Annotated in this window: 18 protein-coding genes; 10 read left to right on the forward strand and 8 right to left on the reverse strand. The window is 63.7% G+C overall.

Going from position 1 to position 17,186, the window contains the following annotated elements; genetic code table 11:
• Positions 1 to 183 precede the first annotated feature (183 nt).
• A complete protein-coding gene (locus CHB87_RS11225) occupies positions 184 to 1,524 on the forward strand; it encodes an inositol-3-phosphate synthase (RefSeq protein WP_089408511.1) in 1,341 nt (446 codons plus the stop codon).
• Positions 1,525 to 1,552: 28 nt separating this feature from the next.
• Positions 1,553 to 1,786: a hypothetical protein gene (locus tag CHB87_RS11230; protein WP_089408512.1), complete on the forward strand. Its 234-nt coding sequence runs from the start codon at positions 1,553 to 1,555 to the stop codon at positions 1,784 to 1,786.
• Between the two features lie 64 nt (positions 1,787 to 1,850).
• Here CHB87_RS11230 and yihA read toward each other — a convergent pair whose 3' ends face one another.
• Positions 1,851 to 2,471 (reverse strand): ribosome biogenesis GTP-binding protein YihA/YsxC, encoded by a 621-nt coding sequence (yihA, locus tag CHB87_RS11235; RefSeq protein ID WP_089408513.1) that lies wholly within the window; start codon positions 2,469 to 2,471, stop codon positions 1,851 to 1,853.
• A gap of 71 nt (positions 2,472 to 2,542) precedes the next feature.
• Complete coding sequence (locus CHB87_RS11240) at positions 2,543 to 3,409, reverse strand: hypothetical protein (protein ID WP_089408514.1); 867 nt, start codon at positions 3,407 to 3,409, stop codon at positions 2,543 to 2,545.
• Between the two features lie 191 nt (positions 3,410 to 3,600).
• On the opposite strand from CHB87_RS11240, the gene CHB87_RS11245 reads away from it, so the two are divergent.
• Positions 3,601 to 3,939: a hypothetical protein gene (locus CHB87_RS11245; RefSeq protein WP_089408515.1), complete on the forward strand. Its 339-nt coding sequence runs from the start codon at positions 3,601 to 3,603 to the stop codon at positions 3,937 to 3,939.
• Between the two features lie 36 nt (positions 3,940 to 3,975).
• Positions 3,976 to 6,333, forward strand: coding sequence for an NHL domain-containing protein (locus CHB87_RS11250; RefSeq protein WP_245817937.1), 2,358 nt, complete (start codon positions 3,976 to 3,978; stop codon positions 6,331 to 6,333).
• Positions 6,334 to 6,461: 128 nt separating this feature from the next.
• Here the strand turns inward: CHB87_RS11250 and CHB87_RS11255 are convergent, their stop codons facing one another.
• The 4 genes from CHB87_RS11255 to CHB87_RS11270 form a co-directional block, all read right to left on the reverse strand.
• Positions 6,462 to 6,962: a DUF4149 domain-containing protein gene (locus CHB87_RS11255; protein WP_089408516.1), complete on the reverse strand. Its 501-nt coding sequence runs from the start codon at positions 6,960 to 6,962 to the stop codon at positions 6,462 to 6,464.
• Positions 6,962 to 8,305, reverse strand: coding sequence for a carboxypeptidase-like regulatory domain-containing protein (locus CHB87_RS11260; protein WP_245817938.1), 1,344 nt, complete (start codon positions 8,303 to 8,305; stop codon positions 6,962 to 6,964). The genes CHB87_RS11255 and CHB87_RS11260 overlap by 1 nt, the downstream gene beginning before the upstream one ends.
• Before the next feature lie 39 nt (positions 8,306 to 8,344).
• Positions 8,345 to 9,346 (reverse strand): site-2 protease family protein, encoded by a 1,002-nt coding sequence (locus CHB87_RS11265; RefSeq protein WP_142988309.1) that lies wholly within the window; start codon positions 9,344 to 9,346, stop codon positions 8,345 to 8,347.
• A gap of 136 nt (positions 9,347 to 9,482) precedes the next feature.
• Positions 9,483 to 9,752, reverse strand: a complete 270-nt coding sequence (locus CHB87_RS11270) for an HU family DNA-binding protein (RefSeq protein WP_089408665.1) — start codon at positions 9,750 to 9,752, stop codon at positions 9,483 to 9,485.
• 200 nt (positions 9,753 to 9,952) lie between these two features.
• Between CHB87_RS11270 and dcd the strand changes: the two genes are divergently transcribed.
• From dcd to CHB87_RS11300, 6 genes are all read left to right on the forward strand, one after another.
• Positions 9,953 to 10,507, forward strand: a complete 555-nt coding sequence (dcd, locus tag CHB87_RS11275; RefSeq protein WP_089408518.1) for a dCTP deaminase — start codon at positions 9,953 to 9,955, stop codon at positions 10,505 to 10,507.
• A gap of 104 nt (positions 10,508 to 10,611) precedes the next feature.
• Positions 10,612 to 11,277, forward strand: a complete 666-nt coding sequence (locus CHB87_RS11280; RefSeq protein ID WP_089408666.1) for a response regulator transcription factor — start codon at positions 10,612 to 10,614, stop codon at positions 11,275 to 11,277.
• 290 nt (positions 11,278 to 11,567) lie between these two features.
• Entirely contained in the window at positions 11,568 to 12,266 is a 699-nt protein-coding gene (locus CHB87_RS11285; RefSeq protein ID WP_089408519.1) for a lipid-binding SYLF domain-containing protein, read from the forward strand.
• Between the two features lie 167 nt (positions 12,267 to 12,433).
• Positions 12,434 to 13,297, forward strand: coding sequence for a lysophospholipid acyltransferase family protein (locus tag CHB87_RS11290; protein WP_089408667.1), 864 nt, complete (start codon positions 12,434 to 12,436; stop codon positions 13,295 to 13,297).
• Positions 13,297 to 14,211 (forward strand): UDP-3-O-(3-hydroxymyristoyl)glucosamine N-acyltransferase, encoded by a 915-nt coding sequence (gene lpxD / locus CHB87_RS11295; RefSeq protein WP_089408520.1) that lies wholly within the window; start codon positions 13,297 to 13,299, stop codon positions 14,209 to 14,211. Before CHB87_RS11290 ends, lpxD begins: the two co-directional genes overlap by 1 nt.
• A 4-nt stretch (positions 14,212 to 14,215) precedes the next feature.
• Entirely contained in the window at positions 14,216 to 14,839 is a 624-nt protein-coding gene (locus CHB87_RS11300) for a hypothetical protein (protein WP_089408521.1), read from the forward strand.
• 129 nt (positions 14,840 to 14,968) lie between these two features.
• Here the strand turns inward: CHB87_RS11300 and CHB87_RS11305 are convergent, their stop codons facing one another.
• A complete protein-coding gene (locus CHB87_RS11305; RefSeq protein WP_089408522.1) occupies positions 14,969 to 16,003 on the reverse strand; it encodes a ferritin-like domain-containing protein in 1,035 nt (344 codons plus the stop codon).
• A gap of 24 nt (positions 16,004 to 16,027) precedes the next feature.
• Positions 16,028 to 17,074, reverse strand: coding sequence for a ferritin-like domain-containing protein (locus tag CHB87_RS11310; RefSeq protein WP_217897035.1), 1,047 nt, complete (start codon positions 17,072 to 17,074; stop codon positions 16,028 to 16,030).
• Positions 17,075 to 17,186: the final 112 nt, after the last annotated feature.

Raw genomic sequence — 17,186 nt, forward strand, 5'->3', positions numbered from 1 at the left:
TAGCGGATGGAAATTGCGTTCATTTCCGAAACTCCGGCTTGGTTTGTCTTTGTAAGTGATTGAATTGAAAAGGGATTTACAGTTACCGGTAACGGGTTTTGTTTGCGCGCGCGAGTGCGTGTGAGCGATACTTGAGTGTCCGATGTATCGGAAATATCGCTCGATAGAAGGGTCTTGCCCAGAATGTCTACACCCGGAGCCGCGCCTCAAGAAGCGGCCAGCATCAAGCCTCACACAGGAAAACTTGGAATCATGATCCCCGGCATGGGCGCCGTTGCGACGACGCTGATCGCCGGCGTGGAAGCGATCCGCCGCGGCATGGCGAAGCCGATCGGCTCCATCTCACAGATGGGCACCATCCGGCTGGGCAAGCGCACCGACAACAACTCGCCCCTGATCAAGGACTTCGTCGACATCGCGCCGCTTGAGGACCTGGTCTTCACCGGCTGGGATATCTTCGGCGGCAACCTGTACGACGCGGCCAAGACCGCGCAGGTGCTGGATCGCGACACGCTCGAAGAGATTCGTCCGTTCCTCGAATCGATCGAGCCCATGCCGGCCGTCTTCGATCAGCACTACGTGAAGCGCCTGACCGCGAAGCACCAGAAGGTCGGCAAGAACAAGTGCGACCTCGCGAACCAGATCCGCAACGACATTGCGGAGTTCAAGACGAAGACCGACCGCCAGGTGATGATCTGGTGCGGCTCGACCGAGATCTATCTCGAGCAGACGGAGGTTCACCAGACCCTCGAAGCGTTCGAGAAGGGCCTTGTGAACGACGATCCCGGCATCAGCCCGTCCATGCTCTATGCCTGGGCCGCGCTGAAGGAGGGCATTCCGTTCGCGAACGGCGCGCCGAACCTGACGGTTGACATCCCGGCGCTCAAGGAACTCTCGCGCAAGATGAACGCGCCGATCTGCGGCAAGGACTTCAAGACCGGCCAGACCTTCATCAAGACGGTGCTGGCGCCGGCCTTCAAGACCCGCATGCTCGGCGTTGCCGGATGGTACTCGACCAACATCCTCGGCAATCGCGACGGCGAGGTGCTGGACGATCCGGAGAGCTTCAAGACCAAGGAGGTCTCGAAGCTGGGCGTGCTCGAACACATCTTCCAGCCGGAACTGCACCCGGACCTGTACAAGGATCTCTACCATAAGGTGCGGATCAACTACTATCCGCCGCGTGGCGACAACAAAGAGGGCTGGGACAACATCGATATCTTCGGCTGGCTCGGTTACCCTATGCAGTTGAAGGTCGACTTCCTGTGCCGCGATTCGATCCTGGCGGCTCCGCTGGCGCTCGATCTCGTCCTGTTCATGGACCTCGCAGCCCGCTCGTCGGAGCTGAAGGGCCTGGGCATTCAGGAGTGGCTGAGCTTCTACTTCAAGGATCCCGACAGCGCGCCCGGCGTGTATCCGGAGCACGACCTGTTCATTCAGTCGATGAAGCTGAAGAACACGCTGCGCCACATCATGGGCCAGGATTTGATCACCCACCTCGGTCTCGATTACTACGGCGAGTGATGTCGTTTACAACCGACAGCAAAGGCCCGTGGATTCCTCCACGGGCCTTTCTGTGTTTACGCTTCTTTTGTTGTTGCTTGTTCTCTTGTTTGTCATTCCCGAAGGGAAACTGCTTTTTCCTTTTTGCCGGAGTTATAGCATTTTCAATCAGAGGGTAGGGCTGGATAAGAAGGCATACCCATGGGCTGAAGCCCATTCTTTGCTGGGTTTGAGTGCCAAGGCTAAAGCCTTGGCCTACCTGGAAGCAAAGACAGATATCTAGAGCCATGATGAGTATGTTGTAAGTACAACAGCAGATTCCCTGCGGGAATGACAAACAAGAAAGACTACCGGCTCTCCGCCGCGACGGCATGAATCCTCTGCCACAGCGCGCCGGTTCCGGCTTCGGTCTTGGCGGAGACGATGAGGATATCGTCGACTTCATGCTTCTTCTTGAGCGCGGCGAGCGACTTCGCCAGCACATTGCCGGAGAGCCGATCTGACTTTGTGCCGACGACCAGGTACGGCTTGCCCATCTCCTGCAGGTAGTGGATGAGCTGGCTGTCGTTCTCCTGCGGAGGAATGTTGGTGTCGACCAGGCAGATGGAGAGGGCAAGCGTCTCGCGCTCGGCAAGGTAGGGCTCGATGAACTTCGGCCACTCGCTCGAGATTGCCTTGGAGATCTTGGCGTAACCGTAGCCGGGCAGGTCGGCGAAGATCAGGGATGGGCGCACCTTGCGCTTGTCGCCCGCGCCCTCGTGCAGCGAGAAGAAGTTGATGGCGCGGGTGCGACCGGGCGTCGACGACGTGTGAGCCTGTTTCGAGCCGAGCAGCGCGTTGATCAGCGAGGACTTGCCGACGTTCGAGCGGCCGAGAAAAGCGATCTCCGGCGCGCCGAAGGTCTTCGTCTCACCGGGGAAGTGAGCGGCGTCGATGGCGGAGAGAAGAAAGACGGGGGTAAGTCGCATCGTCCCAGTGTACGTCGGGAGCAAGGAGAATGGGCCACGGAATCCCGTGGCCCATTCTGGAAGGGCGGGCGTCAGCGCGTGAGCGGCGAGCGCAGAGTGAAGCGAACGACCGTCTCGGACGGGATGACGACGTCGCGGTTGCCGGTATAGGCGCCCGCTGCGGTGCCGGCTCCGGCTCCGGCGACGCCTCCGATGAGCGCGCCCTTGCCTCCGCCAGCCAGGCCGCCAATGAGCGCGCCGAGACCTGCGCCGCCGCCGATGAAGCCGGCCGTGCGCTTGCCGCGTCCCTTGCCGACGGCCTCGTATTCGCTGGACTGCACGTGGTGGCCTGCGATCGAGGTTAGCTCGATGCCGATGTCGCCCGCGCCCTTGAAGCGGCCCTTGCCCTTGGCGGCCACGACCTCGCCGCCGACCGGCGTGCCGCGCGGGATCACGGTCTCACCGTGGACGATCAGGCCGGAGTTCAATACGCCGGTGAAGTGGTCGCCGACGTTGTTGCGGCTGGCGCTCAGGGTCTCGGTCACGCGGACCGAGATGGGGGTTCCGACCGGAATCGTCACGGCGACGGGCGCGGGAGCCTCGGCTGTCATGGCGTTGACCGGGGCCGGCGCGGGAGCGGGCGCGGCAGGAGGAGCAGGCGAGGCAACCGACGCGGCGGCGGTCTCACGCTGGGCCTGTGGCGAGCCCTTCGGATAGGTCACGGAGCCGTCCGGATTGGTGATGGAGCCGTCCGAATTGGTGACCGGCGCGGTGGTCGGCGCGGTGCGGGCCGGGTAAGTCACCGAGCCATCGGGGTTCGTCGTGGAGCCGTCGGAGTTCAACACGCCTGCAACATTCGGCGCGGGGGCGGGGGTGCTCTTTTTGCAACCGCCCAGCATCAGTGCGCCGCCAAGGGTCAGGGTAGCAATCGTCTTCAGATTCAAATTCATCGTCGTCATGCGTTCGTTCTCCGTTCGGCCACGTACAAGGAGCCTATTGCTGATAGATGACAAAGGTTGCCCGGCAGTTGTACTTCGTTTTTTTCGTTCTTCACCGCAACTTCTTTCTTCACAACATCCGTCTGGGAGCTGCGTTCAAACGGAGCGTAGGCCTTTGATCGTCAGCGATTGCAGGCCGAGGAGGAATCTCGATGAAACGTCTGAAACTTCTGCTTCCCATTGCGGCGACTGCGACGGTCCTGCTTGCAGGCTGCGCGCAGCGGCCGGTGTACTACGCTCCGGGCCCACCGCCTCCACCGATGCAGGCGCCTCCGCCGTTGATCCAGGTCGCCGACCAGAACGGCTTCCGTTCCGGCTTCGACGACGGCCTGCGCGACCTGAACCAGGGCTTCGGCTACCGTCCGCAGGGCGACCGCCGCTTCCGCGAGGCGCCGGGCTACGACCCGAACCTGGGACCGCGCGGGCCGTATGTGGAGCACTTCCGCAACGCCTACCTGCGCGGATACGACAAGGCGTTTTACCGGCGATAAGCAGGCTGGCGCGGCTATAATCGGCGCACGATATCCATGGTCAAGCTGAGCTGCAACGACCCATTGCGCCGATCGCCGCGCCTCACCCGCCTGCTCCGAGTGGCGCTGTGTCTCGTGTTGCTGGCGGGTGCGCCTGGCTGGGGGCAGTCGGCTCAGGTCACGCCGCTGTTGCTGCCTGGCGGCATCGCCTTCGACCAGCAGGGCAATCTGTACGTTGCGGAGACCGGCGCGCACCGCATACGGCGAATCGATTCGACCGGCGCGCTGACGACCGTGGCTGGCGCGGGAGTGCAGGGCTTCGGCGGCGACGGCGGACCGGCGACGGCGGCGCTACTCGATTCACCGTCTTCGGTAGCGCTCGACGCGACTGGCGACCTGTTCCTGGCGGACGCACACAATCACCGGGTCCGGCGCGTCGACGCGGTCAGCGGCGTCATCACGACATTCGCGGGGACAGGCGCCGCCGGCTCCGCGGGCGACGGCGGACTGGCGACGGCTGCGACCCTGGACCTGCCCACGGCGCTTGCGCTCGACGGAGCGGGAAATCTCTACATCGCGGATGGCCGCAGCCATCGCATTCGCCGTGTCGCCGCTGCAACGGGGTTGATCGCGACGGTGGCGGGCAGCGGCGAGCAGGGCTTTGCCGGCGATGGCGGGCTGGCGACTGCCGCGCAGTTCGACTCACCGGGCGGACTGGCGGTCGATGCGGCGGGCAATCTCTTCATCGCCGACTCGCACAATCAGCGCGTGCGCCGGGTCGATGCCACGACCCGGATCGTCACGACGGTGGCGTCCGCCCTGAACCTGCCGCGCGGCGTCACGCTCGACGCAGCGGGAAACATCTACGTCGCCGACCTGCACAGCCATCGCATCCGGCGGATCGACGCCGGAACCGGCGCGATCACCTCCGTCGCGGGTGAGGGGACGGAACTCTTCGCGGGCGACGGCACGCCAGCCGTGACGGCGAGCCTGGACAGTCCGCGCGGCGTGGCGGTCTCGCCGGCGGGTCTGGTCACGCTGGCCGATACGGCCGACCAGCGCATACGACAGATCGACGCGCAGGCGATCATCCACACCATCGGCGGCGTGGGAGGTCTCGCGTCGGGAACGCTGACGCTGGCCGCGCCCGCGAGCACCGTCTACGGTACGGGAACGGCTACGGCGACGCTTACCTCGAGCCCGGCGACCGGAAGCGTCGCATTCCTCGATACGACGGGAGGCGTCTCGACTACGCTGGGCATCGCGAGCCTGACCGGCAACGCCGCTGCGTTCAGCCTCGGCGGTCTGGCTGCCGGGTCACACCTGCTCTCGGCCGACTACGGCGGCGATGCGCTGCATGCGCCGGCCGCATCGGGAGCGGCGCCGCTGGAGATTGCGCCGGCGCCGGTCACGGCTGTGCCCGCGCCGGCAGCGACGCTCTACGGGCAGGCGCTTCCGGCGCTGGGCGGGACGGTCTCGGGCGTGCTGGCGCAGGATGCCGGTAAGGTCTCTGTCGTCTTCAGCAGCGCGGCGACGCAGTTTTCGGCCCCGGGCGCTTATGCGATCACAGCCGCGCTGACGGGCAGTTTGGCGGGGAATTACGCGCTTTCGTACGCGCCGGGCGCGGTGACGATCGGGCAGGCGCCGTCGACCGCGACGGTCACGCCTTCGCCTGTAAGCGCCGCGCTCGGGTCCGTGGTGAATATTGCCCTGCACGTCGCGAGCAACACAGCCGGTATACCGACGGGCGTGGTGAAGCTGTTGGATGGCGGCACGGCCATCGCGTCCGCAACGCTGAGCGCAACGGGCGATGCGCTGGTGACGGTGTCGACTCTTGGCTTGGGAACGCACTCGCTGACTGCGGCCTATGCGGGGGATGTCGACTTTCTCGGCAGCGTAAGCCAGGCAGCGGTCGAGACGATCGGCGTCGCGGCGAACCCCGACTTTACGCTCGCTGTCTCCGGGGCGGCCAGTCAGACGGTCTCGGCGGGGAGCGCGGCTGTCTTCAACTTTGCGGTCGCGCAGGTCGCCTCGCAGGGCTCGACGCTGGCGAGTCCGATCGAGCTCTCGGTCAGCGGGCTGCCGGCGGGAGCGACGGCCAGCTTCAGCCCGGCGTTGCTCCCGCCCGCAGCGTCGCAGGGCTTCACCCTGACGGTGCAGACGGCGAAGACTGCCTCGCTGCGGCTGCCCGTGGTCGTCTTTGTTTGCCTGCTACTGCCGGGGCTATTTCTGCGCGGACGGCGTCGCGTGGTCTTGCTGCTGGCTCTGCCGTTGTTGCTCGCGGGGTGCGGAGCGCGGGTGAAGACGGCTGGAGGCGTTGCCACGACAGCGAATCTGGTGGTGACAGGGACGGCTACCAGCGCGGCGGGGGCGCCGATCTTACATAGCGTCGCGGTGACGCTGGTGGTGCAGTAGGGGCTTTATGCGTGCATGAAAGACAAGACGACAGGCAAAAGCAAGCACAACTACAGAAGCAGATTCCCTTTGGGAATGACAAACAAAGGGACAGGCCACGGCAGGTACGACACACCCGAGGCAGCGCGCTATGTATTTGCCGGGTCGGGATTTTCCCGCGCCATCAGCAGCAGGACGCCGATGCCGAAGAGCAGCACGACCCCTTCGACGCGCTCGGACCGGACATGCAGCTTTTCGAAGTGAACGCGCGCCGGGTGCGTCGCGGCCACGGCGTTGATGTCGCCGCCGGCGTGGCTGACGTCGAGGTCCATGGCGGGCAGGACGTTCGCCTGCAGGTACGCGGTCGCCAGCAGCATGACGGCGGAGAGCATCAGTTGCATCTCGTACCGGCCGCGCACGCGCATGGGCGCGCGGGTGAAGAGGATCGCGGTGGCGACCCAGAACAGGCCCCCGCAGACGAATCCCATGAGGTGCAGGATGCGCAGCGTGCCTCCCACGACCACGCCCGCCAGGTGCTGGGTGGGCAGATTGTGGAAGGCGTACGGCGCGAGCACGAAGGCGAAGAAGACGATTCCGCCAACCCAGACGACCATGGCGATCAGTTGCAGGAAGCGCAGAATGGTCTGCATCAGACGTTTCCGTTTCTGGCGAGCGTGCGCTTCAGCACGATCTCGAGCGCGGCCTTCTGCTCGACGTACTCGGCCTCGGTCAGGCGGCCCTGCAGTCGTTCGGTCTCGATGGCGAAGAGCTCATCCTTGAGCACCTGCAACGGACCACCGGGGGCGACTGGCGGCAGGCCGTTTGGCTGAGGCGAACTGGATGCGTGGCCGGGCGCGCCAGGGTTGCGGAAGAGGAGGCCGGCGCCGACGGCCAGCACCACGGCCAGGCCGCCGACGATCCACCACTTATACTTCGCCCACGGGTCGAGATTGCCGTCGGAGTCGAGCGGGTTGCCGAGTCCTTTGCCGGGCTGGGTGTCGGCGCGCATCTGGGCGCTGGCCTCGGATGGCGTGACCGCATCGCCGCCGGGGGCGGTTCCGGTCGCGGTCTGGCCGGTGGGCTGCGCGGGTTGCTGCTGTCCGGCCTGGGAGTCGCGCGGCAACTCGCCTGTGCCGCTGATGGTGAAGTCGAGCGGCTGGCCGGGCTTGACATTGCGCGCGACGAAGGTCTGGGCCGTGGTCTCTTCGGTCACCGGGGTGTAGGGCGACGAGGCGCCGGCGAGGAACTTGATGCTCTTCGGCAGCATGACGGCGACGGTGTCGGTCGGCTGCGCGGGTTTGGGCGCAAGGGTCAGGCTGCCGCTGTAGGGCAGCTTGTAGGTGACCTGGAACTGCGTCTCGCCCGGCCGCAGCGGAAAGATCATGGTGTAGTGGTTGGGATCGTCGGCCATCGGAACGAGCGGTTGCTGCACCGCCATGCCGCCTGGCGCCATCGCGGCCGAGCCCTCGACGACGGCGCCCTTCGGCAGCCAGAGTTCGAACGGATGATCGCTGAACTGCGTCTTCTGCGGGCTGGACTCGTTCTTGACGAAGTAGTGCTCGACGATGCGCAGGCCGCTGTTGTTGCCGGGCTCGCTCTGGATGCGCATCACGTCGGCCTCCTGCGTCACGCCGTCGACCTTGGCGGCGGCGGAGAAGACCTCGACCTCGACCGATTGCGTGCCGGGCTGCACGGGGCGGAAGTAGTTCGCCTTGTCGTGCGTGACGCGGATCATGTGCAGGCCGTCCTGCGGCACCTCGATGGTGAAGCGGCCTTTGGCGTCGGTCTTGGTGCGGGCCAGCTCCTGCATGCCCTGCGAGAGCTTCAGCAGGACGACGTCATCGCCGGCGGCTGGCTTCGAGTTCGTCTTGTTGGTCACGACGCCGGTAATCGGCTCGGCAACGGCGGCAGCAGTGCAGAGGAGCGCGAAGGCGAGTGCAAATGAGGCGGATTTGCGCAGATTTTCTTTGGCGAAAGGCTGGAGTTGGCTCACATTTATAGTCTAGCAAGTTGTACGGATTTGCTTCTGCCCTTACAACGGCCAATGCCAGTGATACTTCGCGAGCATGTCCAGCAGGCTGTATCCGGCGAAGGGGCGCGGCGTGCCCGAAAGAATCAGGATGACGAAGCAGATGGGAATCAGCGCGAGGTGCGCGACGCCATAGGGCTCGTTGTTCTTAACCCTCGGATGCCCCATGCCGGGCAGCAGCAGCACGACGCTCCACAGCAGCCAGCCTACCCAGCCCGCGATGCCGAGCATCGCCATGAAGAGAACCGTCGCCACCGAGGTGAGGCGGTGCAGCCGCGGCGAGATGGAATAGATGATGTGTCCGCCGTCGAGCTGGCCGGCCGGAATGAGGTTCAGCGCGGTGATGAGGATGCCGATCCAGCTTGCGCTCAGCACCGGGTGCGGCACGATCGACTGGATCGGTTGCAGCGAAGGGTCGGCGTGGCGAATCATCGCATGCAGAATCTGGATGATGAGCGGAATCTGCACGTTGTGGACCAGCGAGGGAACGCCGGAGGCTGGCACGGTCGACCAGCGAAGCCCCAGCATCACCGTTCCGATCGCGACGATAAACCCGGCGATCGGCCCCGACGCGCCGATGGCGATCAGCGCCGCGCGGCTCTGGATGCGCGACCGCAGGCGGATGACGGCTCCGAAGGTTCCGCTCAGTGAGGGCGCCGGAAGCATCAGCGGCAGGGTGCTGCGCACGCCGTAATACCGGCAGGCGAAGTAGTGGCCGAACTCATGCGCGAGCAGGATGGCGATCAGGGTGAGCGAGAAGGGCAGGCCGCTGACGAACAGTTCGCGATGTTGCCAGACCCAACTGAAAGGCAGCAGGTCGGCGTCGGTCGTCAGAGGATCCTGGCCGAGGCGGAAGTTGTACATGTAACGCACGCCGACGGCCGTGGTGGAGATCAGGGTCAGCAGAAACAGCGACGTGGCAATGAGTGCGTCGCGAAGTGTGACCGCAGCGGGACGCTTCACTGCCGTTGCAGCCGGATTCGGGAGTAGCCCCGGAGTCGCCATCGAGTGGAGGTGCCTTCAGCGCCGGATTGCGGCGAGTATTCAAAAACGCACACATCCGCTTTGGCGAGTCCACGCCAGCGATGCGTGGCCGCCGCAGCGGAAGAAGATGCCCGAACCGTGCGCGCGTGAAGGTATTTCAGTCGATCAGATGAAGTTCTTTGCCCGGCTTGAAGCGGACTGCCTTGCCGGGGGCGATGCTGACCTCCGCACCGGTGCGCGGGTTTCTGCCGACGCCGGTCTTGCGGGGCTTGACCGTGAATACGCCAAATCCGCGCAGTTCGATGCGATCTCCCTCGACCAGCGAGTGCTTCATGCTCTCGAAGATGGTGTCGACCGCGGCCTCCGCCTTGGTCCGGACGAGCCCGGTACGGTCCACGACGCGCTGAATCAGATCCTGTTTAATCAAGGTGAGCCATCTCTCTGCGATGCACAAAATGTGATGCTAAGTCTAGTTCATCGTAGAAAGCCGCGCGACGAATGTCAATGAAAGACTGGCGTGCGCGCGATCTCATTTCAAGCGAAACGGTCCAGTTTTCCGCAGCCGCCGGCGCGTATCCATCCATATAAGATGAAGCCTGAAACTATCAGGAAAACGAGCAGGGGACTATGGCGATCAAGAGCGACCGTTGGATTCGAGAGCAGGCAACGCAGCACGGGATGATCTCTCCCTTTAGTGAAAAACAGGTGCGCGATGGGGTGATCTCGTATGGCCTGTCCTCCTATGGCTACGACCTGCGGGTGTCGGACGAGTTCAAGATCTTCACGAACGTGAACAGCGCCGTGATCGACCCGAAGGCCTTCGACGAGCGCTCGTTCGTCAGCGTGACGGCCGATAGCGTCATTGTGCCGCCGAACTCGTTTGCGCTTGCGAAGTCGATCGAATACTTCAAGATTCCGCGCGACGTGCTGACGATCTGCGTCGGCAAGTCGACTTACGCGCGCTGCGGCATCATCGTCAACGTGACGCCGTTCGAGCCGGAGTGGGAGGGTTTCGTGACGCTCGAGATCTCGAACACCACGCCGCTGCCGGCGAAGATCTACGCCAACGAAGGGCTGTGCCAGATCCTGTTCTTCCAGTCCGACGAGATCTGCGAGGTCAGCTATGCCGACCGCAGGGGCAAGTATCAGAATCAGCAGGGGATCGTTCTGCCGAAGCTGTAAGGGCCATGTAAAGAGAAAGAATGGCTCATCAATAGGTGGCCGGATACCCGGATGTGGGTCCGAGCACACTCACACGACGCCTTGTGCGCGAGGTGAACAAGCCAATGGAAGCGCCTCCTGTGGTTCTGAAGCGCATCGGGGTGGTCGCCACCGACCCGCTGCGTATCCTGGGTTTGCAGACAGTTCTGGCGAAGAAGAATATCGAGGTTGTGCCGCTGTCCGCGCCGAGGGCTCTCGATACGGAGGGCGTCTCCATCGTGCTGGTGGATGAGGACGCGACCGAGGGGCATCTGTTGGAGCTGCTGGCGGCCTTCAGCCAGCGGCGTCCCCGGCTTCGCGTGATCGTCATGGCCGGGTCGACGGAGTTCGACTATATCGAACGCGTTATCGGCGCCGGCGCCAAGGGTTACATCAGCCACAAGGCGCGCGAAGGCGAACTGGAGATGGCGATCGATATCGTCGAGGATGGCTCCGTCTGGGCGCCGCGTAAGGTGATGGCGCGCCTCGTGGCCAGCTCGCGCGAGAGCCAGGACGCCGCCAGCCGCGAGCTGCCGAAGTTCACCGTGCGTGAGACCGAGGTGCTGCACCTGCTGGTCTCGGGCAAACAGAATCGCGCGATCGCCGAGACGCTGGGCGTCGATGCCGTGACGATCAAGGCGCATGTCGGCCGGATCATGCGCAAGGTCGGCGTGGAGACGCGGCTGGAGTTGACGCTTTACGCGTTGGAGCGTGGCATTGGGAAATCTGAAAATGTATTAACTCATGAGTAAACAAAGTGGTTACTTAGGTCTATAGACCTCCGTACCGTTGTGCTATGACTGGGGATAGGGCAAAGTGTCTTCAAGCAACACAGACCTGGGAGAGTGGGGCTGCGACAAGGTTGGCGATCTGCCCACCGGTTCGTAGCCCCCCATTTTTTTCTCTCCGGTGACTTCGTGGATTCCTACCCCTCCGTACAACTCCGCCCCCTGTGCTATCCATCACATAGCTGTTCCGCATCGGGGACGGTTGAACGCAGATGATCCCCGCGGCATGGTGATGAAGTTCCGGAGGAAGTGAAATGAAGCGTATTAGCTCGATTGTTACGGCGGCTGCCTTGTGTGCAAGTGCAACTCTATCGTTCGCGCAGGGCGACAAGCCCAAGCTGGACGAGCGGCTCACGGCCGCGAAGAACGTGATCGACGAAATTATGGGCACGCCCGATAAGGGCATCCCGCAGAGCATTCTGGCCGGCGCATCCTGCGTCGTGGTCATCCCCAGCTTCAAGAAGGGCGCGTTCGTCGTCGGCGCACAGTATGGACAGGGCGTTTCAACCTGCCGCACGCCTCAGGGCTGGAGCGCTCCGGTGTTCGTGCAGCTTGCGGGCGGCAGCTTCGGCTTCCAGATTGGCGGACAGGCGACGGACCTGGTGCTCGTCGCGATGAACCAGCAGGGGCTGCAGGACATGCTGAAGAACAAGTTCAAGATCGGCGGCGACGCCGCTGCTTCGGCAGGTCCGGTGGGCCGCAATGCGCAGGCGGGTACGGACTGGAAGCTGAACGCGGAGTTCCTGACCTATTCGCGCAGCAAGGGTCTTTTTGCCGGCATCGACCTCGATGGTACGGTTCTCTCGCAGAATCAAGACGATACGCGTTCGATGTATGGCGCGAACGTCCCGTTCGAGGTGGTGCTGGGTGGCAAGACGCCGGTGCCGGACACGGCTCGTCCGTTCGTCCGCACGGTGGCGAAGTACTTCGTCGTCTCGAAGGAAAACCACTAAACCGCAGTTGGATATCGCAAAAAGGGCAGCCTTATGGGCTGTCCTTTTTTGTTTCTTTTTCTTTATCCCATTTTCTGTAGACTGAACTCTTGAAGCAAGCAAGCGAAAAGATCGACGCGCGCCGGGCGACACTCCGGCAGAGGTTGGAGTTTGCCGCCGTCTGGCTGATGGTCCGGCTGTTGGGAACGCTGCCAAGGCGTGCGGCACGCAGCGTGGGCGCCGCGATCGGGGCGCTGGCCTACCGGCTGCTGGGGCGTCTGCGTGGCGTTGGCCTGCGCAACCTCGAAATGGCGTATCCCGACTGGAGTCCGGAGCAGCGCGATCGGACCCTGCGCGGCGTCTATCGGCATCTTGGTCATCTGCTGGCGGAGTTCTGCCTCATGCCGCGTTACACTCCCGAGCGCGCGGGGGAGTTCATCCAGTATCGTGGCCTGGAGCACTACCTGGCGGCGCGCGAGTCCGGCAAGGGGGTGCTGGTGTTGACCGGCCACCTCGGCGCGTGGGAGCTTTCGAGCTTCTATCACTCGCTGGTCGGCTACCCGATGGGCATGGTGATCCGGCGGCTCGATAACCCGCTGGTCGACGAGTTCGTCAACCGCATCCGCTGCATGCATGGCAATCGCGTGCTGCATAAGGACGACTTTGCCCGCGGCCTGATCGGCGCGATGCGCAGGGGCGAGACGGTCGGCATCCTGATGGATACGAACATGACGCCGCCGCAGGGGCTCTTCGTGCCGTTCTTCGGCGTCGAGGCCTGTACGGCGGCCGGGTTGGCGCGCATCGCGCTGAAGACCGAAGCGGCCGTGGTGCCGGGCTTTCTGGTCTGGGAGGAGTCCGAACAGCGCTATGCTCTGCGTTTCGGCGAACGGCTCGAGCTGATTTGCACCGGCGACCACGAGGCCGATGTGCTTGCCAACACGGCGCACTTTACGGCGGTGATCGAGCGTTATATTCGGGAGTATCCTGACCAGTGGCTGTGGATGCACCGGCGCTGGAAGACCAGACCGCCCGGCGAAGCAGGAGTGTACTGATGGCGAAGGCGAAAGAGATTGCGGCGCTGCTGGGTTCGACGACCGGTGTGCCGGAGACGAAGATCGCGAGGTTGGCGAGCATCGACGATGCGACCGCCGACGCGGTGGTCTTTGCGACCGATAAGGCCGCGCTGGCGCTGGCGTTGGGGTCAACTGCTGGCTTGATTCTGGCGAGCGCTGGCTCCGGCGCTGAAGATGCGAGGGTGATCGAGACCGCTGCTCCCCGGCTTGCGTTTGCGCGGGTCTATCAGGCGTTCTTCGCGCCGGCACGGCTGGGCTATGTGCATCCGACGGCGATTGTAGAGCAGGGCGTCACCATCGGCGAGCGCTGTTGGATTGGGCCGTATGCCGTGCTGTCGAGCGGCGTCAGTCTTGGAAGCGAGTGCAGGATTGAGGCCGGCGTCACGATCTATCCGGGCACAACGCTGGGCGACCGCGTGACGGTGAAGGCCGGCGCGGTGCTGGGATCGACGGGCTTCGGCTTCGCGCGCGATGCGGCGACCGGGGAGTACATCGGCTTCCCACAGGTTGGGACGCTGGCGATCGAGGATGACGTGGAGATCGGCGCGAACACGACCATCGACCGAGGCGCGCTGGGCGAGACCCGCATCTGTAAGGGCGCGAAGATCGACAACCTTGTCCACATCGCGCACAACTGCCGCATCGGGCGGAACGTGGTGATCGCGGCGCAGACGGGCATCTCGGGGTCGAGCGTGGTGGAGGACGGAGCGATCCTCGGCGGGCAGGTAGGCATCGGCGAGCATGCTACGGTGGGGGCTGGCGTGATCCTGGGCGGAGGCGCGGGCGTACTGAGCGGCAAGAAGATGCGTGGGCCGGGCGAGGTCTTCTGGGGCCGGCCGGCGCGGCCGCTGAAGGAATATCTGCGCGATCTGGCGCGGTTGAAGCACAGGTAGACATATGGCGATCGTGGTCGTAGGCGGACACACCCGGAATATCGGCAAGACAAGCGTCGTGGCGGGCATCATTGCAGCCATGCCGGAGCTGCGCTGGACCGCGTTCAAGATTACGCAGTTCGGGCACGGCGTCTGCTCGGCCAACGGCGAGGCCTGCGACTGCGAGACCGCCGAGCACACCATCGCAATCAGCGAAGAGCGCGAACGCGAGAGCGGCACGGACAGCTCGCGCTACCTCGCTGCGGGCGCGATGCGGTCGCTGTGGGTGCGGACCCGGCAGGGGCAGCTTGCCGAGGCGATGCCGCGCATCCGGCAGGAGATGACGAAGGCGGAGAATGTCATCCTGGAGTCGAACAGCGTGCTGCGCTTCCTGAAGCCGGATCTGTTTATCAGTGTGCTGGACCCCGCGACGGCGGACTTCAAGGCCTCGGCGAAGGCGTATCTCGACCGCGCGGATGCGGTGGTGCTGCCGGAGGGCGAGGTTGGCTCGCCGGAGTGGGAAGGCGTCTCGCTGCGGCTGATCGCACATGCGCAGCGATTTACCATGCGGCCTCCGCTTTACTGCAGTGAAGAGCTTGCAGCGTATGTTCGAGGGCGACTTATGGCGGGAGCTAAGAGAATAGCTTAGAGCGATAAGTTCTTCGGCGGTCGAGCTGTAAGTGATGCTTCAGTTCATTGCTTTTCAAAATGAGTTACAAAATGCAAAGACTCCAGCCGGAAGGGACTGGAGTCTCTGTATTTTTTTGTAAGTCCTGCTTTATTTGAAGAGGCCGTTCATACCGGCGGGGTAGAAGACTCCGGTGGCGGGACTCTTGACTGCGCCGTTCGCGACAGCGCCGCCGCCGGTGACGATGTTCAGCACCTGCGTGGTGTTGCGCGAGAACGCAATGACGTTGGTCTGGTCGGCATCGGTCAGGCGAGTTGCGGTTGCGGTGGAGCCGCCCGCGCCGAGTGCGCCCGTGGTGAAGGTTGCGAGACCGAAGTCATCGGGGTTGGTGTCGTAGGTGCCGCCCGATGCGCCAAGCAGCGCGGCGTTTGAAAGCGTCGCACGCAGGTTGGAGATGAGCGTGGTGTAAGAGCCCGCGCCGGTGTTGGTCGGATCGAGCGTGTTGATGGTGGTGCGAACGAGGCCGGCGTGATAGGCCTCAACGCTGAGGATACCCGCGGCGGCGCTCAGGTTGCCGGCCGAGGTAAGCAGCGATGCCGCGCCATGGTAAGCCGTGACGCCTACGTCCTCGAAGACGTATGCGCCGACGAGAAAGTTTACGTCGCTCGTGTAAGGAGAGTAGGAGGCGCCGCCGGGAATGTTCGCCGCGGTAGCAAGCGTCTGCCACGAGGTGCCCAGGTTGATGGCCGGCTGGGGAACCGCTGCGCTGCCCAGAGCCTTCTGCAGGAAGAGGACGTGCTTGCCCTCTTCAATGGCGGTCTCGATCGCATAAGATGCCGCCGAGACAGTTGTGAAGGGGACCTTCGAGCCGCCGGAGACGGTACCCGCCGTGCCGACGGACGAGCCGGTGATGGGAATGCCCGCGGAAGGCGCGCCCGCTGCAATCGCCGCCGCATTCGGGGTGTTGATGGTGCATCCGAAGGCCGCGAGGTAGTAGAAGTTTGCCTCGAGGAATTCGAGGTTGAGCGCGAAGTTGAGAATGTCCGCGTCGGTGTATGTGGTTGCAGCCTGTGCCTTGGATGTGCCAAGCACCAGGCCGCCGAGAGCGGTTGCGCCAAGCGTCAGCAGCTTGCGGCGGCTCTTGACGATAACATCGTCCAGTATCTGAGTTTCGAGGTTTGCCATGGAAGTGATCCGTCCTTCTGCCGCTTAGGCTGTTGTGGTCGCGAAGATGCTGTTGGTGCCGTTGGGGAAGAAGCCGCCCTTAGCCACGCCAACAGTCGCGGAGCCATACACGATGTGGTGAACTTGGTTGACATTGCGTGCGAAGCCGATCGCGGACGTGGAGTCCGCCGCGACGATCGCGCTGGGCGTGGTCACCGAGGTGGGCACGGTGAGCAGCGTCTCGACCGAGGTGGAAGAGCCTGCGGCGCCGGTGTTCCCGGTGCCTGTGCTGCCCGCGCCGGAGTTGCCCACCGTGAGCGTTGCACGCAGAGCCGCAACCTGGTTCGCGATGCCAACGTAGGGATAAGCCGTGGAGGTCGGCGTGGTTGCGCCAGCTGCGATGGCGCGGCCGGTAAGCGCCGTACGTACATAGCCTGCGTGATAGGCCTCGACGGCGAGGATACCCGCAGCTGCGTTGAGATAGCCTGCGGTCACGCCCGCGGCGGAGATAAGAGGAGCGGCGCCGGCATAGGCAGTGACGCCTACATCCTCAAAGATGAACGCGCCGATGAGGAAGGCGTCGAAGCTGGCGAAGGGGCTGAAGGTCGAACCACCCGTAATGCCGGCCGCGGTAGCAAGCGGAGCAAAGAAGGAGAGGTCGATCGAAGGCATGGGAACAGCGGCGGACCCAAGCGCGGCGCGGAGGAAACGAACGTGCTCTTGCTCTTCGTAGGCGATTTCGCTGATGATCTGCTGCTGCTGTGCGGTGGTTCCCGCGACGAGGCCTGCGTTGCCCACCGTGACCGTGCCGACGGTGTACTTGCCGGTGTAGCCGGAGGGAGCAACCGTGTCCGCCGTGGCAAGACCCTTACCTGTCGCCGCATAGAGATAGAACTGCGCTTCGAGATACTCGAGGTTCAGTGCGAAGTTCAGCACATCCAGGTCGGTGTAAGTCGATGAGGTGACAGGAGCCGCGACTGAGCCGCTGTCGCTGCATCCGGCAAGGACGGATGCAGCGCCGAGTGCGCCGGCGCCAGCCATAAAGTTGCGTCGAGAGACGCCTTTGTTATACAGCTTTTCGAGTGTGTCCACGTCGTTACCTCTCCAGTTGTTACGTTTGTTGCAGCCTTCGTATCTTGAACACGCCAGCGAATAACATTTGGATTGGAATAAGTGCAAAAGTTATTTCCGCTGACACATAGGT

The sequence above is a fragment of the Granulicella rosea genome (genome assembly GCF_900188085.1).
GTDB lineage: Bacteria > Acidobacteriota > Terriglobia > Terriglobales > Acidobacteriaceae > Edaphobacter > Edaphobacter rosea.

Coding starts and splice junctions, on each gene's coding strand:
- CHB87_RS11255 (WP_089408516.1), bottom strand. CDS start 6,962: ATGCAGACCATTCTGCGCTTCCTGCAACTGATCGCCATGGTCGTCTGG.
- CHB87_RS11285 (WP_089408519.1), top strand. CDS start 11,568: ATGAAGCGTATTAGCTCGATTGTTACGGCGGCTGCCTTGTGTGCAAGT.
- dcd (WP_089408518.1), top strand. CDS start 9,953: ATGGCGATCAAGAGCGACCGTTGGATTCGAGAGCAGGCAACGCAGCAC.
- CHB87_RS11290 (WP_089408667.1), top strand. CDS start 12,434: ATGGTCCGGCTGTTGGGAACGCTGCCAAGGCGTGCGGCACGCAGCGTG.
- yihA (WP_089408513.1), bottom strand. CDS start 2,471: ATGCGACTTACCCCCGTCTTTCTTCTCTCCGCCATCGACGCCGCTCAC.
- CHB87_RS11265 (WP_142988309.1), bottom strand. CDS start 9,346: ATGGCGACTCCGGGGCTACTCCCGAATCCGGCTGCAACGGCAGTGAAG.
- CHB87_RS11300 (WP_089408521.1), top strand. CDS start 14,216: ATGGCGATCGTGGTCGTAGGCGGACACACCCGGAATATCGGCAAGACA.
- CHB87_RS11250 (WP_245817937.1), top strand. CDS start 3,976: ATGGTCAAGCTGAGCTGCAACGACCCATTGCGCCGATCGCCGCGCCTC.
- CHB87_RS11280 (WP_089408666.1), top strand. CDS start 10,612: ATGGAAGCGCCTCCTGTGGTTCTGAAGCGCATCGGGGTGGTCGCCACC.
- lpxD (WP_089408520.1), top strand. CDS start 13,297: ATGGCGAAGGCGAAAGAGATTGCGGCGCTGCTGGGTTCGACGACCGGT.
- CHB87_RS11240 (WP_089408514.1), bottom strand. CDS start 3,409: ATGACGACGATGAATTTGAATCTGAAGACGATTGCTACCCTGACCCTT.
- CHB87_RS11245 (WP_089408515.1), top strand. CDS start 3,601: ATGAAACGTCTGAAACTTCTGCTTCCCATTGCGGCGACTGCGACGGTC.
- CHB87_RS11305 (WP_089408522.1), bottom strand. CDS start 16,003: ATGGCAAACCTCGAAACTCAGATACTGGACGATGTTATCGTCAAGAGC.
- CHB87_RS11225 (WP_089408511.1), top strand. CDS start 184: ATGTCTACACCCGGAGCCGCGCCTCAAGAAGCGGCCAGCATCAAGCCT.